This is a genomic window from Flavobacterium sp. GSA192 (assembly GCF_006386525.1).
Taxonomy (GTDB): Bacteria; Bacteroidota; Bacteroidia; order Flavobacteriales; family Flavobacteriaceae; genus Flavobacterium; species Flavobacterium commune.
Window position 1 is genome coordinate 757,363 of record NZ_VAHC01000001.1, and the last position, 13,822, is coordinate 771,184.

General features: G+C 33.9%; 15 protein-coding genes and 1 tRNA gene. 5 read left to right on the top strand and 11 right to left on the bottom strand.

Features of this window, described 5'->3' with window-relative positions; all coding sequences use genetic code 11:
• Window positions 1-30 precede the first annotated feature (30 nt).
• Together FDM27_RS03195 and FDM27_RS03200 are read left to right on the top strand one after the other, a co-directional pair.
• A complete protein-coding gene (locus FDM27_RS03195; RefSeq protein ID WP_140485144.1) occupies window positions 31-897 on the top strand; it encodes a rhomboid family intramembrane serine protease in 867 nt (288 codons plus the stop codon).
• Window positions 898-942: 45 nt separating this feature from the next.
• Window positions 943-1,989 (top strand): endonuclease/exonuclease/phosphatase family protein, encoded by a 1,047-nt coding sequence (locus FDM27_RS03200; protein ID WP_071185298.1) that lies wholly within the window; start codon window positions 943-945, stop codon window positions 1,987-1,989.
• Between the two features lie 66 nt (window positions 1,990-2,055).
• Here FDM27_RS03200 and FDM27_RS03205 read toward each other — a convergent pair whose 3' ends face one another.
• The 6 genes from FDM27_RS03205 to FDM27_RS03230 form a co-directional block, all read right to left on the bottom strand.
• Window positions 2,056-2,682: a WbqC family protein gene (locus FDM27_RS03205; RefSeq protein WP_071185299.1), complete on the bottom strand. Its 627-nt coding sequence runs from the start codon at window positions 2,680-2,682 to the stop codon at window positions 2,056-2,058.
• Between the two features lie 67 nt (window positions 2,683-2,749).
• A complete protein-coding gene (gene lepB / locus FDM27_RS03210; RefSeq protein WP_140485145.1) occupies window positions 2,750-4,327 on the bottom strand; it encodes a signal peptidase I in 1,578 nt (525 codons plus the stop codon).
• A 34-nt stretch (window positions 4,328-4,361) separates the two neighbouring features.
• Window positions 4,362-5,063 carry a 4-hydroxy-tetrahydrodipicolinate reductase gene (gene dapB / locus FDM27_RS03215; RefSeq protein ID WP_140485146.1) on the bottom strand — a complete coding sequence of 234 codons (702 nt, stop codon included), beginning with the start codon at window positions 5,061-5,063 and terminating at the stop codon, window positions 4,362-4,364.
• A gap of 56 nt (window positions 5,064-5,119) precedes the next feature.
• Window positions 5,120-5,683 carry a DUF5683 domain-containing protein gene (locus FDM27_RS03220; protein ID WP_140485147.1) on the bottom strand — a complete coding sequence of 188 codons (564 nt, stop codon included), beginning with the start codon at window positions 5,681-5,683 and terminating at the stop codon, window positions 5,120-5,122.
• Window positions 5,683-6,585 carry a ParB/RepB/Spo0J family partition protein gene (locus tag FDM27_RS03225; protein ID WP_140485148.1) on the bottom strand — a complete coding sequence of 301 codons (903 nt, stop codon included), beginning with the start codon at window positions 6,583-6,585 and terminating at the stop codon, window positions 5,683-5,685. Before FDM27_RS03225 ends, FDM27_RS03220 begins: the two co-directional genes overlap by 1 nt.
• 4 nt (window positions 6,586-6,589) lie before the next feature.
• Window positions 6,590-7,357, bottom strand: coding sequence for a ParA family protein (locus FDM27_RS03230; RefSeq protein ID WP_140485149.1), 768 nt, complete (start codon window positions 7,355-7,357; stop codon window positions 6,590-6,592).
• 189 nt (window positions 7,358-7,546) lie between these two features.
• On the opposite strand from FDM27_RS03230, the gene FDM27_RS03235 reads away from it, so the two are divergent.
• Window positions 7,547-7,621, top strand: a tRNA-Pro gene (locus FDM27_RS03235).
• A 405-nt stretch (window positions 7,622-8,026) separates the two neighbouring features.
• Window positions 8,027-8,974: a thioredoxin-disulfide reductase gene (gene trxB / locus FDM27_RS03240; RefSeq protein WP_071185306.1), complete on the top strand. Its 948-nt coding sequence runs from the start codon at window positions 8,027-8,029 to the stop codon at window positions 8,972-8,974.
• Window positions 8,975-9,037: 63 nt separating this feature from the next.
• Here the strand turns inward: trxB and FDM27_RS03245 are convergent, their stop codons facing one another.
• The 5 genes from FDM27_RS03245 to FDM27_RS03265 form a co-directional block, all read right to left on the bottom strand.
• Window positions 9,038-9,865 (bottom strand): GIN domain-containing protein, encoded by an 828-nt coding sequence (locus FDM27_RS03245; protein ID WP_140485150.1) that lies wholly within the window; start codon window positions 9,863-9,865, stop codon window positions 9,038-9,040.
• An 85-nt stretch (window positions 9,866-9,950) separates the two neighbouring features.
• Entirely contained in the window at window positions 9,951-10,679 is a 729-nt protein-coding gene (locus FDM27_RS03250) for a head GIN domain-containing protein (protein ID WP_140485151.1), read from the bottom strand.
• Window positions 10,680-10,681: 2 nt separating this feature from the next.
• Complete coding sequence (locus tag FDM27_RS03255; protein ID WP_140485152.1) at window positions 10,682-12,370, bottom strand: PspC domain-containing protein; 1,689 nt, start codon at window positions 12,368-12,370, stop codon at window positions 10,682-10,684.
• Entirely contained in the window at window positions 12,367-12,705 is a 339-nt protein-coding gene (locus tag FDM27_RS03260) for a PadR family transcriptional regulator (protein WP_140485153.1), read from the bottom strand. The genes FDM27_RS03255 and FDM27_RS03260 overlap by 4 nt, the downstream gene beginning before the upstream one ends.
• Before the next feature lie 16 nt (window positions 12,706-12,721).
• Window positions 12,722-13,177 (bottom strand): DUF4870 domain-containing protein, encoded by a 456-nt coding sequence (locus FDM27_RS03265; RefSeq protein ID WP_140485154.1) that lies wholly within the window; start codon window positions 13,175-13,177, stop codon window positions 12,722-12,724.
• A gap of 150 nt (window positions 13,178-13,327) precedes the next feature.
• Here FDM27_RS03265 and FDM27_RS03270 point away from each other — a divergent pair, with 150 nt between their 5' ends.
• Window positions 13,328-13,780, top strand: a complete 453-nt coding sequence (locus tag FDM27_RS03270; RefSeq protein WP_071185312.1) for a DUF4442 domain-containing protein — start codon at window positions 13,328-13,330, stop codon at window positions 13,778-13,780.
• The last annotated feature ends 42 nt before the right edge of the window (window positions 13,781-13,822 follow it).

A 13,822-nucleotide genomic window follows, 5' to 3' on the forward strand; every position in this document is an offset into this window, starting at 1 on the left:
AAGAGAATTAACTTTGATAAAACCGGATATATGAATATTCTAGACGACTTAAAATTGCAATACAAACTCGGAGGAATCGCTAATAGATTAATCTATTGGAATGTAGCTTGCTTTTTGATTTCGTTGCTTTTTTTCTATCAGTTTCAAGCTGGTTCGTTTGCTTATCCCTCCTGGATTTTGTTGTCAACTTCTCCCGAAGACTTTATTTATAATCCATGGACATTTTTGACTTATGCTTTTTTTCACGATGGATTTTGGCATTTGGTTTTTAATATGATTGTTTTGAATTTTTCAAGTCAGTTGTTTTTAACTTTTTTCAATCAGAAACAGTTTTTAGGCTTGTACCTTTTGAGTGCTGTTTTTGCAGGAATTGTTTTTGTGACAACTTATTATTTGATGAATATTAGTGCGCCTATTGTAGGTGCTTCGGCGGCAATTATGGCAATATTGGTTGCTGTTACCACTTACCAGCCCTTAATGCAAGTACGTTTATTATTGGTAGGGAATGTAAAATTATGGCACATTACAGCAGTCTTGCTTATACTAGATTTGATGCAATTGCGTTTGGAAAATATGGGCGGTCATATTTCGCATTTGGCGGGTGCTTTTTTTGGTTTTTTTTATATCAAGGTTTTACAAAACGGAACCGATATGAGTTTGCTAATTACCAGAATTATTGATTTTTTCGCCAATAGTTTTAGAAAATCGCCATCGACACCTTTTAAAAAAGTACATAAAAATTATTCAAGGCAGCCTGTTGAAAAACGTGCTTCCAGAATTGTAACAAAAGATAAAGTTCAGCAACAAATTGACGAGATTTTGGATAAAATCAGTCAGTCAGGCTATGATAGTTTAACAAAAGAAGAGAAAGATTTTTTATTCAAATCAGGGAAATAATTGTTTGAAGTTTCTTAGTTTTACTTTAAGCATAAATAAAAAATAATGAAAAAGCTTTCGTGGTTTAACAGAGGAATGTTTTCTTTAAATATCCTTTTGATAGCCCTTACTTTTATCGCTTATGTTTTGCCATTTTTGTCACCGAAGATTTTTCCTCTTTTATCGGTGCTGACTTTGTTTATGCCTTTGTTTTTTATATTTAATACTCTTTTTTTTCTGTATTGGGCCATTCAATTCAAAAAGAGGATGATGTTATCGGGCTTGGTTTTGCTAATGGGGATTACTTTTATTAATAAATTCTATAAATTTTCGAATAAAGAGTATCCTGAAACCGATAAGGATTTTGTAGTAATGAGCTACAATGTGCGCTTGTTTAATTTGTTTAAATGGCAAGATAAATCAGATATTCCGGAGACTATTTTAGAATTTATAAATGATAAAAACCCCGATATTTTATGTGTTCAGGAGTATTCTAATTCAGCTCAAGTTGATTTGAAAGTGTATCCGCACCGTGCCATTTTTATGGAAGGAAAGCAAATAAAAACCGGGCAGGCTATTTTTTCGAAATTCCCAATTATTGAGCAGGGTAAAATTTCTTTTCCCAATTCGAATAACAACGTAGTTTATGCCGATATTAAGAAAGGTAAGGACATTATAAGGGTTTACAATATGCAGCTACAGTCAATCAAGATTTCGCCCGATGTTAATGAGATTTCGGAGAATATAGATGTGATTAATAAGCAAAAATCCCAGATGTTGTTTATTCGAATAAGTAAAGCTTTCAAACAGCAACAACAGCAAGCCGAAATTTTAAAAGAAAGTATCAGAGAATGTAAATATCCGCTTATTATTTGTGGGGATATGAACAATAGTGCTTTCTCTTATGTGTATCGCATCATTAAAGGCAGTTTAAAAGATGGATTTGAAGAAGCCGGAAAAGGTTTTGGGCAAACCTATCGTTTTAAGTATTATCCTGCCCGTATAGACTATATTTTTGCCGACAGAATAATGAAGGTCAAAAAGTTTGAAACCTTCCCTGAATTCGATAATTCCGATCATTATCCGATAATGGCAAAGCTTTCGTTGGATTAGGTTTTTATAGCCACGAATGCACGAATTATTAGTGAGAAATTTTACGGTTTAAAAAAAAAAGCCAAATTATCGAATAACTAAATGCTGTGTTTTTAGATAATCTACAGTAAATTTTCCTTCGTTAAAAAGTAAATCTAGAATACTTAAGTTGTTGATGAAACCAAATTTATCATCAAAAACCTGGGTATAAGGTTCGAATACAGAAGTGTCTTTTTTTCCGTTTACTAAAAAACGATAATCCTGAATTTCATTTGAATCTACTTCATGAAAATATTCGGTAGTAGTTTCGAAATCGAATTTAGTACGCATACATTTGGAGATAATTTCGAATGCTTCCAGATTCAAATCCATCAGGAAAGTATGTTTTTTTTCGAAAAAAGGCACAAAATCATCTTCGAAAAATTCAAAGAAAGGAGAGCTTCTGTAAGCGGCTTCCAGAGATTTAAAATGTTGTTTCTGCCAGTCAAAATCGTTTTCTATCTGAATGTCTTTGGTTTTTTGATGGCTCGTTTTGGAATGTTTTATAGGGATATTTAGGAGTTGGATTCCGTTTGGGCTATAAATATAAGTGCGGTTTCTATTGGTTTGTTTTTGGAAATTATCTTCCATTTCAAAGACGATACTTTCTGATTGCAGCATGGCAACAAAATGACTAATCGATGGAAAATAAGATGGGTGTAATAAGGTTTTCATGTGTTTTTTTATATCAGTTTAGGTCTAAAATTGATTTCAGAATTAACTTTAGACCTAAAACTTTAAACTAGATATTGTTTTTCTCTTTTCTTTTTTTCCAAAAATATTCTCCAATGAAGAACGCTGCCAATAGAATTAAGAAAATTTTGAAATATGATTGTGGTTGACCTTCGCCATTTACAGTAGTGAAAACTCTGTCCCAACGCACTTTGTTGATTCCTTTACCATTCGCATCCCAACTCATCCAGATAAAAACAGGTTTCCCTACAATGTGATCTGCGGGCACATAACCCCAGTAACGGCTATCTTCTGAGTTGTGGCGATTATCACCCATCATCCAATAGTAGTTTTGTTTGAAAGTATAGCTGTTTATGACTTTCCCATTCAAGCGGATTTCGTTTCCGGTAACTTTTAAGTCGTTTTTGTTTCCGTTTTCGTCTTTTTCATAATCAGTAATGATTCTTTCGTAGAAAGGCAAACTCTCTAAAGTAAGTGCTACTGTTTTTCCTGCTTCCGGGATATAAATAGGGCCTAAATTATCCTGATTCCATTTGTTGATATTTGGAAAAATGCTTGGTTCAACATTCTTTGCGATTTGTTGTTTTACAATAGTTATTCCGGCTGTATTTCTTAATCTTTCGGCACTTGCAGCAGTTAATGCTCTAAAATATAAGGTGTCTTTTGCTTCGTTTATAGCTACTCCATCGGTAACATCCAATTCTCTTAATAGGTTTTCAAAATCAACAGGTGGATTTTTAGTGTCTATTCCTACTGCATAAGAAAATTGAGGTTTTGCACGTTCAGGCAGTTGTAATACTTTTCCGTTAATGTAGATAGTGCCGTCTTTTATAGCCAAACTGTCTCCCGGAATACCTACGCATCTTTTTACATAGTTGGATTTTTTATCAATAGGTTTAATCACTCCAGGTTTTCCTTTTTGCTCAAAAAAGTAATGCACGGTGTCAACAGGCCAGTTAAAAACAACAATGTCTGCGCGTTCAATTTTGTCTTCAATTCCGGGTAATCTTAAATAAGGCAATTGCGGAAAACTCAGGTAGGATTTTCTTTTGGTCATTGGAATAGAGTCATGAACCATCGGCAAAGCAACTGTTGTCATAGGAACTCTGGCTCCATAATTTACCTTGCTTACAAAAAGAAAATCGCCTATGAGTAATGATTTTTCTAATGAAGAAGTTGGAATGGTATAAGGTTGTACAAAATAAGTATGTACAAAAGTAGCAACAATTATTGCGAATAATAGTGAACTTACCGTATCGGCTGTTTTGTTTTTAGGATGCAGACTTCTTTCTTTGATGTAGTCTAATTTTTGAGTGTAATTGATGTAATAAATATACAATCCGCAAGTTACAACTCCTAAAAGAGTATCTAGTTGAGAGCGTTTTCCAAAACTTCTTAGTGTTTCTACCCAAATAACCGGAAACATAATCAGGTTGATAATTGGTATAAAAAGCAATAAAGTCCACCAAGTAGGTCGGTTAATGATTTTCATCAGAACAATAGCGTTATATACCGGTATTGCAGCTTCCCATTTTTTTCTTCCTGCTGCTTCATATAATTTCCAAGTTCCTAAAAAATGAACAACTTGAATAATAAGAAAAAATACAAACCATTGATATAGTGTCATAGTTCTTTTGAATTAAAGGTTAATTTGGGTTTGATTATTGAATGTTAAGAACATCACGCATACTGAAAATACCTTGTTTACCGGCTAACCATTCGGCAGCAATTACAGCTCCAAGTGCAAATCCTTCACGGTTGTGAGCTGTATGTTTGATTTCGATGCTGTCAATACCGGAATCATAAGTTACAGTGTGTGTCCCGGGAACTTCTCCGGTACGAACCGCTTCAATATGAATTTCGTTTTCTTTAGCCTGCTCTAATGTCCAGTTTTTGTAATCGCTGTTTTCGATAACGCCCTGAGCCAATGAAATTGCTGTTCCACTTGGAGCATCTAGTTTGTGGATATGGTGAATTTCTTCCATAGTTACTTTGTAACCGTCAATTTTAGCCATCATTTTAGCCAAATATTCGTTTAGACCAAAAAACAAATTTACTCCTAAGCTAAAGTTAGAGCTCGAAATAAAACCACCGTTTTTTGCTGTGCACAAAGCAATCATTTCGTCGTAACGGTCTAACCAGCCGGTTGTTCCTGAAACTACCGGTACATTGTTGTTGAAACAGGCCGAAATATTATCTACAGCAGCCATAGGAACGCTAAAATCAATTGCAACATCAGCAGTTGCAAGTCCGTCGTAGGTATTGAATTCGTCTTTTTTCAAAACAATTTCATGACCTCTTTCCAGAGCAATTCTTTCAATTACCTGACCCATTTTTCCGTATCCTAAAAGCGCGATTTTCATTTGTGTGTTATTTTAAATTAAAAAGATATTGAATCAATCAATTCTTTTGTATTCGATTAAAAGTTATAATTAAGGCTAAGCCCTACGTTTGTTTTAAGGTTGATGTCGTTTCTGTAAAGAGTAGGTTTTATCGACAGTCTGTCGTCAACATTAAATTGCATTAATGCCGCATCAACATTGGCATCAATAATGTTTAAAACATAAAAACCTACGATGAACAAAGTAGAGAAATCCCGATTTCGCTGGTAAAATTTTTGTCCTGCAATCAATCGGCTGTTATCCAAAAACGAAAATTCATCATCGGTATATCCTTCTAATCTTCGTTTGTAAGCATCTCTAAATTGATGGTATTTTTTATTGCTGTCTAAATAAAAGTACAGACTGGTTCCAATGGCTCCATAAACCAATGGAATTTTCCAATATTTTTTATTGTAAGCCTGACCCAAACCCGGTAAAACGGCCGAATAAAATGCTGCTTTTGCCGGTGTTAAAGGATCGATGTCAATTGACTTCAGAGTGTCTTTGGCTACTACTTCTTCTGTTTTGGCTGTTTTTTGTGCCAATGCAGAAGTGTTGCTTAAAATAATTAGAAATAGTGCTATGGAAATAATTTTGTTCACTATCCCTTAATTAATTCAATAATTCGATTAAAATCGTCTTCAGACTGGAATGGAATGGTAATTTTTCCTTTTCCATTAGTAGCAACTTTGATGTCAACTAAGTTTCCAAAATAAGCATTAAAAATTCTTTTTTGACTTTCGTTTACATCAAATGAAGCTGCTTTTGTTTTTACAACAGCCGTTTTTGGTTTTAGACTTTCGTGGTAGTTTTTTACCAAAGTTTCGGTGTCGCGAACAGAAAGATTCTGACTTACAATTTTTTGGTAAATATCAGTTTGTGCATCTAAATCTTCAATGTTGATGATGGCTCTACCATGTCCCATACTGATAAAACCGTCGCGAATTCCGGTTTGGATAATCGGATCCAGTTTTAAAAGTCGCAAATAATTGGCAATTGTAGAACGTTTTTTTCCTACACGCTCACTCATTTGTTCCTGAGTCAATTGGATTTCGTCCATCAAACGTTGGTACGAAAGTGCTATCTCGATAGGATCTAAGTCATGACGTTGAATATTTTCAACCAATGCCATAACCAGAGATTCGTTATCATTCGCAATCCTGATATAAGCCGGAACATGAGTTAATCCAACTAATTTCGAAGCACGCAAACGACGTTCCCCGGAAATTAACTGGTATTTATTGAAGTCTAATTTTCGAACAGTAATAGGCTGAATTACACCTAATTCTTTAATAGAAGTAGCTAATTCTTTTAAAGATTCTTCATTGAAATTGCTTCTGGGCTGAAACGGGTTGATTTCAATAGCTTCAATTTCAAGTTCAATAATATTTCCAACAACTTTGTCTGCATTTTTATCTTCTACAGATTTAATATCGTTCTCCGGATCTTTTAGTAAAGCCGATAAACCTCTTCCTAAAGCCTGTTTTTTTATCGCTTTCGTCATATAATTATTGGATGTTTTTCTTTATAATTTCCTGAGCAAGATGTAAATAATTGGTCGCGCCTTTACTGGTAGCATCATAATTAATGATACTTTCACCAAAACTTGGTGCTTCACTCAATTTTACATTTCGTTGGATAATAGTTTCAAAAACCATATCGTTAAAATGCTTTTGTACCTCTTCAACTACCTGATTAGATAAACGCAATCTCGAATCGTACATGGTTAATAATAAACCTTCGATGTCTAATTCAGGATTGTGGATTTTTTGGATACTTTTTATTGTATTCAATAATTTACCCAAACCTTCCAAAGCAAAATATTCGCATTGAATAGGGATAACTACAGAATCGGCAGCTGTTAAGGCATTTAATGTCAACAGTCCAAGCGAAGGCGCGCAGTCAATAATGATATAATCGTAGTCGTCTTTTACACTTTCTAATGCTTTTTTAAGCATGTATTCTCTGTTTTCCTTGTCAACTAATTCAATCTCGATAGCCACAAGGTCGATGTGAGCAGGAATAACATCTACATTAGGAGCGGTACATTGTACTACAGCTTCTTTTGGAGTGTTACTGTGTTCCAGAATTTGGTAAGTACCAATTTCTACACTTTCCACATCGATACCTAATCCTGAGCTGGCATTTGCCTGAGGATCAGCGTCTATTAATAATACTTTTTTCTCTAAAACACCTAGGGAAGCTGCAAGATTTACAGATGTTGTAGTCTTTCCAACGCCTCCTTTTTGATTAGCAATCGCAATGATTTTGCCCATTTATTTTGTATAATTTTGAACGGTAAAAATACAATTTATTATTGTTTCTAAAAATCTATTTTGTTAACATTTGTTAAAGCTTGATTTGTGGTGTTTTGAGGAATTATGGTTTGGATTTTTATATTTTTATTTTATTTTCAATAATTGTTTGCAAAACTTAAAAAGAGTTGTATATTTGCAGCCGCGTTACGGGGTGTAGCGTAGCCCGGTTATCGCGCCTGCTTTGGGAGCAGGAGGCCGCAGGTTCGAATCCTGCCACCCCGACACTTAAGCTTTTTAAAAGCAGTCAAAACCCCTTAAATCGTATGATTTAAGGGGTTTTTCTATTTATTTGACTCCAAAATGTTCAAGTTGTATCAAAGAAAATGAGACCTATTTGGCTACCCTTTTTGTTTTCCTAAATTTTAGGTCTCTTTTAAAGGGATAACATCTTCTAATTCAGTCATTTTTTTTGTTTGGTATTTTTAAATTCCAGGGGTAATCGAATCTATGTATGGACATGATAGTATCTCCAATATGGCATTATTATTTTACTGGTGTCTTTATTAGGATTAGAAAAGTTTTCATATTCTTCTATATTAAAATAATAAAAACTGATAATTCTAGTCTCGTTTTCAAATAATAAAAACTTACTTTTGTGCTGTTTTTAAAATTAAACCTTTAATTATTATGTCAGATACAATCGAAAAAATAAAATGTCTTATTATAGGTTCTGGTCCTGCGGGTTATACTGCAGCAATTTATGCGGCCAGAGCTAATATGAATCCAATATTATACCAAGGAATGCAACCAGGAGGTCAATTGACTACTACTAATGAAGTAGAGAATTTTCCGGGATATGTTGATGGAGTTACGGGGCCGGAAATGATGATTCAGTTGCAGCAACAAGCGCAACGTTTTGGTGCAGATATTCGTGATGGATGGGCTACTAAAGTGGATTTTTCAGGAGATATTCATAAGGTGTGGATTAATGATACTATCGAATTACACTGTGAAACGGTAATTATTTCTACTGGGGCTTCGGCTAAATATTTAGGATTACCATCAGAACAACATTATTTACAAATGGGTGGTGGAGTTTCGGCTTGTGCCGTTTGTGATGGTTTTTTCTATAGAAATCAGGAAGTAGTGATTGTAGGAGCAGGGGATTCAGCTTGTGAAGAAGCGCATTATTTGTCAAAACTTTGTAAAAAAGTAACTATGCTGGTAAGAAGTGAGAAATTCAGAGCTTCAAAAATCATGGAAGAAAGAGTTCGTAAAACGGAGAATATTGAGATTTTATTAAACCACGACACGGTTGAAGTTATAGGAGATGGTCAGGTAGTGGAAGCTATCAAAGTATTGAATAAGACTACCAATGAAACTTATGATATTCCAGCGACAGGTTTCTTTGTGGCTATTGGTCATAAACCTAATACTGATATTTTTAAAGATTATTTAACTCTGGATGAAACAGGTTATATTATTAATACGCCTGGAACTTCAAAAACGAATGTTGAAGGTGTTTTTGTAGCCGGAGATGCTGCTGATCATGTATACCGTCAGGCGATTACTGCTGCTGGTACTGGTTGTATGGCTGCTTTGGATGCCGAAAGATATTTGGCTGCTAAAGGATAATTTTTTTTAGAATAAAAAAATAGCCTGTTTCATTTTGAGTGGAACAGGCTTTTTTTTGTAAAATTATTTTTTAGATATTTTGGCTTTGTCTATAAATTGATTCATCTCGATTTTTGCCTCACCATAAAGATCTATTTCCGATTTTTCGCTGGCGTTGATAATAATGTCTTTTTTAGGATTTACAGCTGCTTTGCTTTGTCCTTCAGTAATTAATTCGATACTTTTTATATCTAATTTAGAGGCTTCTAATTCTGAATTGTTTTCTAATCGGATGATACTACTATCAGCTTCACCTTCAATTTTAGCCTTTGTTTTTTGATACATATCTATGGCTAAATCAGTGGTTTTTACTAAGGATTTCAGTTCTGCATTTTTAGTTAATTCGAATTTTATTTTTTCACTGCTTAGATTCAGCTCAATTTTTGAACTGCCGTCAGCTTGTAACAGAAAATGGGTTGTTTTGGCATTCATGAATATTTTTGAATCGTCAAAAGTTTTGATGTTCAGATTTTCTGTAAGGATTTCCTGGATTGCATTAACTACAGCTTCATTTTTTGATGTAATACTGTTTAGTTGTTCGGTGTATGTAATTTTTACTTTTAAAGATTTACTCTTTACCACATTTTTAGAAGTAGAAAGATGCAGGACGCTATCAGTAACATCAATGTCTATAATGTCAATTAAATTATCATCGGCTTCCAATTTTATTTCAGGATATTCACCTCTTTCTAATGAAACAACCAGATTGTCTTGTACTTCAATAGCACTGAAGTTTTTGATGTTTTTTTGCTTTGTTACGATTGTTTTTGAACCGCTTATTTTTTCTTTTTTCTGAGCTAGAATAATGGTGCTGGATAAAAAGGCCAGAAGTAGGATGCTAAATTTTTTCATGTAAATATTCTTTAGGTTCTTTACAAATATAAAGAAATCGCTTACTTAAATAGTAAGCGATTTCGATTTTTATATGAATTTATGTTTAGTCCTGTTCAATACTTGCTCCGGAACTTGAGGTTTTTTCAATTTGTTTTGGATTATTGTGGTATTCAATCCGGCTTCCGCTGCTGGCGTCAGCTTTTAGACTTAGGATAGGATGAACACTAACTTTTGATCCGCTTGAAGTTTCCACTGTAATAGTATTTACAAGCAAATCTTCGGCCTCTATCTTGCTGGCACTAGAGGCTTCTGCATCGAGGTTGAGTGCCATTCCTTTAATGTCAATTTTGCTGGCGCTACTGCTATTGGCTTTGATGTTATCAATGGATAATTGCGCTTCTATTTTTGCGGCACTCGAAGTGTTTAGACTAATATTTTCTCCTTTTAAAGTGTTTTTGGTTTTTATTGATGAAGCGCTATTGGCTGTCAATTCCTCGATGACAGGAACGGTTATAAAAACTTTTTGTCCATGATGACTGCTGTAGCTTCCGTTTTTTCGACTGATAATCAAAACACCATTTCTAACTTTGGTAGTAATACTATTTTGAATATTTTCATCGGCTTCTACTGCAATTCGGGTTCTGTCAGCCTGTTCAACGATTACTTCGATACCGCTGTTAGCTTCGATACTTTTAAAATTGTCTTCAATATCCCTTTTTTGGGTAACAATATTGCCATTACCTTTAATTGAATGATGATGATGGTTGTTGTTGCAGGAAATCAATGTTGCTGCGGCAAAAACAATCAGGCTATTTTTTAAGCTTACTAACATAATTATTTGGTTTTAATGATAACACCGTCTTTGCCAATTTTTAATTCTTCAATCTGTGTGTCAGAATTGATTATAGTGTCTGTTGTTTGACTTTCAGAAGTAGTTTTAATTTCCGTATTTTCATTATCAGAACAATTCAAACATGCAGCTTCTGAATGATTTACTTTGTAGATAGCTTCGTCAGTATCGTAATCTAAATCAAAGAAATCATCATCAGATTGATCGTAATCATGAACGCTGGAATCTATTTTAAATAAAGTGCCTTCGGTTAAAAATAAGGTGATTTCTATGTGTTGATTCCTGAATTTATTTTTTAAATCAGTTAGTAAATAATTATCAAAAATCAGCTGGTTTCCAATTATTTTATATTGGTAACGAATTTGTTCCGCTTTTTCTCTGGCTTCTGAAAATGATTTTCCTTTGGCTTCTTTTTCGATTTGGATATACGAATAATTTTCGTTCGATTTTTGTATTCTAAAACGCACCTCATTCGAATAAATAATATCATTATTGGTTGAATCCTGAGTGATTTTAAATTCGGAGCGATCATAAATGTCTTTGGCATAATAATCATTGTGCTGGAATTTAATTTGCAAAGTATCCTGTAACGGAATATTCAACGCTTCTTTTTTAACTACGCGACCATCCATTGCAAAGGCTGAAGCTTGTTTTAATCCCAATGAAACGGCTAAAGCAATAGCGATAATCCAAAGCGCCAGCAAAGTGTATTTGGCAATAGACCCAATCGATTTTGTATTAGGAGCTAATAATTTAAAGCCTAATAATGTCAGGAAAAAGAAGGGAATACCAATTGCAAAAAACATTAACAAGCCGAAAGTCCAGATAGGATAATCAGTAAAATTACCTGTTTCTACAAATCCCTGCCATGGAAAATCAATAAAGGTGTTTGTTCCTAATGTAAAAACGCCTATCAATAAAATGACTAATATGCTGATGCCTGTAATTATTAGCATAATTCCCAGAAATTTAGCTATGATTTTGAAAACGCTTAGAATAAAGTTGCCTAATGAATTCCCTACATTCGAAGCATTTTTTTTTATCTGATTACCATATTTGTCGTAATCGGCATTTTTAATTTTTTCAGAAACATTTTCAAATTCCTGTCTTACTTTTTTTTCGATATTCGAAATATTTACAGGTTCACCAGTCATTTCCAGTTTTTCCGATGTAGTTTTGGCTTCTGGAGTTACAATCCAAAGAATGATGTAGGCAAATATTCCTGTACCAAAGCCGGCAAATACTAATAAAAGTAAAACCACTCTAATCCATACGGCATCTACATTAAAGTAATGACCTAAACCGGCTGCAACCCCGCCAATCATTCCTTTTTCGCCATCACGGTATAGTTTTTTTGATTTACCGGTTCCGCTTTGTTGGTAGTTGTTTTCAAAAGTTTTTGGTTCGTCTTCCAGAATGTAGTCTTCCGGTTGTCCCATGATAGCAATCACTTCATCTACTTCTTTTAAGCCTACAACATGCTTGTCACTTTTTTGTTTTTCGCCTAATAATTCGGCAATTCTCATTTCGATATCCTTAATTACTTCATCCTGTCCCGAAGCGTTGTTAAGAGAACGTTTGATAGCGTCAAAATAGCGCGAAAGTTTTTGGTATGCGTCTTCGTCTATATGAAAAAACACACCACCCAGGTTTATATTTACAGTTTTGTTCATGACTTTGTTTTTTGATTTGTTATTAAATTTACAGCATTTGACAATTCAGTCCAAGTGCCATTTAGTTCGTTTAAGAAAGTTTGTCCTGTTTCGGTTAGTCCATAATACTTTCTTGGTGGTCCGGAGGTTGATTCTTCCCAGCGATAGGTTAACAATCCGTCGTTTTTTAGTCGTGTTAACAAAGGATAAATGGTGCCTTCGACGACTAATAATTTTGCGTTTTTTAATGTCTCTAATATTTCGGATGTATAGGCATCTTGTTGTTTTAAAACGGATAAGATGCAAAACTCGAGAACACCTTTACGCATCTGTGCTTTTGTGTTTTCAATGTTCATGATTTGTCATTTTGTTTTACTTAATAAAGTTTATCGTGATAGGATATTTGTATTTTTCTCCATTCGAAGCACTGATAGCTCCAATGATGATTAAGAAAAATTCAGCAATTTTTAATAGAATGATTAATAATACAGCTACAATTCCGGTGGTTATTAGATTAATATTGTTAGCCATATTAATTTTTTCGAAAATAACATCCTGATCGTTTAATAGTTCGTTCCAGTCCATACTGCTAAAAACTACTGTTGCAAATGTGGGAACGGCAATAAGAGCAAATATTATTGAGTATAATAAAAGACTCAGTTGAAAATTAATGACTTGTTTGCCGTGATAATCAATAAATTCAGATTTGTCTTTTTTACTACTCCAAATTATTATTGGAAAAATAAAATTTCCAAAAGGGATAAAGTACTGTGAAAGAGCACTTAGGTGAGCTAATGCTGCGGTGGTTTTTTCGGTTTTGGTTTCCATGTTTTTAGTGTATAGTAATTTCTTATACAAATATATATCTTAAAACAGGTATTGTGTATTGCAAAGTACTTAAAATTAACATATAATTAACAAAGATGAATTCAGGAGAGCTAACTAATTATTTTGTATATTAGTTTCAAAACCAATTTAATGAAACTTACGGTCGCAAAACTCAATCGCTTTTTGTTATTCAAATTACCATCGGCATACATTTGTGGTGTGCGGGTAAAAGAAATCGATTTTACTAGTTGCAAAGTGTCAGTAAAACACAGATGGATTAACCAGAATCCTTTCAATTCCATGTATTTTGCTGTTCAGGCAATGGCAGCCGAATTAACCACAGGAGCTTTAGTTATGATGCATATTCAAAACAGTAATCGAAATATTGCCATGCTGGTTGCTAGTAATAAAAGTAAGTTTACCAAAAAAGCAACTGGAAGAATTACCTTTGAATGTCAAAATGCAAATCAGATAGAAATGGCTATACAAAATGCAATAACAACTAGGGAAGGGCAGACTTTTTGGCTAAAATCTATTGGTACAAATGAAAATGGGGAGCAGGTTTCAGAGATGGATTTTGAATGGACTATTAGGTTAAAATAAAAAAACACTTCCATTACTGAAAGTGTTTTTTGGGGAAATTAG

Coding starts and splice junctions, on each gene's coding strand:
- dapB (WP_140485146.1), bottom strand. CDS start 5,063: ATGAAAATCGCGCTTTTAGGATACGGAAAAATGGGTCAGGTAATTGAA.
- FDM27_RS03200 (WP_071185298.1), top strand. CDS start 943: ATGAAAAAGCTTTCGTGGTTTAACAGAGGAATGTTTTCTTTAAATATC.
- FDM27_RS03250 (WP_140485151.1), bottom strand. CDS start 10,679: ATGTTAGTAAGCTTAAAAAATAGCCTGATTGTTTTTGCCGCAGCAACA.
- trxB (WP_071185306.1), top strand. CDS start 8,027: ATGTCAGATACAATCGAAAAAATAAAATGTCTTATTATAGGTTCTGGT.
- FDM27_RS03270 (WP_071185312.1), top strand. CDS start 13,328: ATGAAACTTACGGTCGCAAAACTCAATCGCTTTTTGTTATTCAAATTA.
- lepB (WP_140485145.1), bottom strand. CDS start 4,327: ATGACACTATATCAATGGTTTGTATTTTTTCTTATTATTCAAGTTGTT.
- FDM27_RS03205 (WP_071185299.1), bottom strand. CDS start 2,682: ATGAAAACCTTATTACACCCATCTTATTTTCCATCGATTAGTCATTTT.
- FDM27_RS03255 (WP_140485152.1), bottom strand. CDS start 12,370: ATGAACAAAACTGTAAATATAAACCTGGGTGGTGTGTTTTTTCATATA.
- FDM27_RS03265 (WP_140485154.1), bottom strand. CDS start 13,177: ATGGAAACCAAAACCGAAAAAACCACCGCAGCATTAGCTCACCTAAGT.
- FDM27_RS03245 (WP_140485150.1), bottom strand. CDS start 9,865: ATGAAAAAATTTAGCATCCTACTTCTGGCCTTTTTATCCAGCACCATT.
- FDM27_RS03225 (WP_140485148.1), bottom strand. CDS start 6,585: ATGACGAAAGCGATAAAAAAACAGGCTTTAGGAAGAGGTTTATCGGCT.
- FDM27_RS03230 (WP_140485149.1), bottom strand. CDS start 7,357: ATGGGCAAAATCATTGCGATTGCTAATCAAAAAGGAGGCGTTGGAAAG.
- FDM27_RS03260 (WP_140485153.1), bottom strand. CDS start 12,705: ATGAACATTGAAAACACAAAAGCACAGATGCGTAAAGGTGTTCTCGAG.
- FDM27_RS03195 (WP_140485144.1), top strand. CDS start 31: ATGAATATTCTAGACGACTTAAAATTGCAATACAAACTCGGAGGAATC.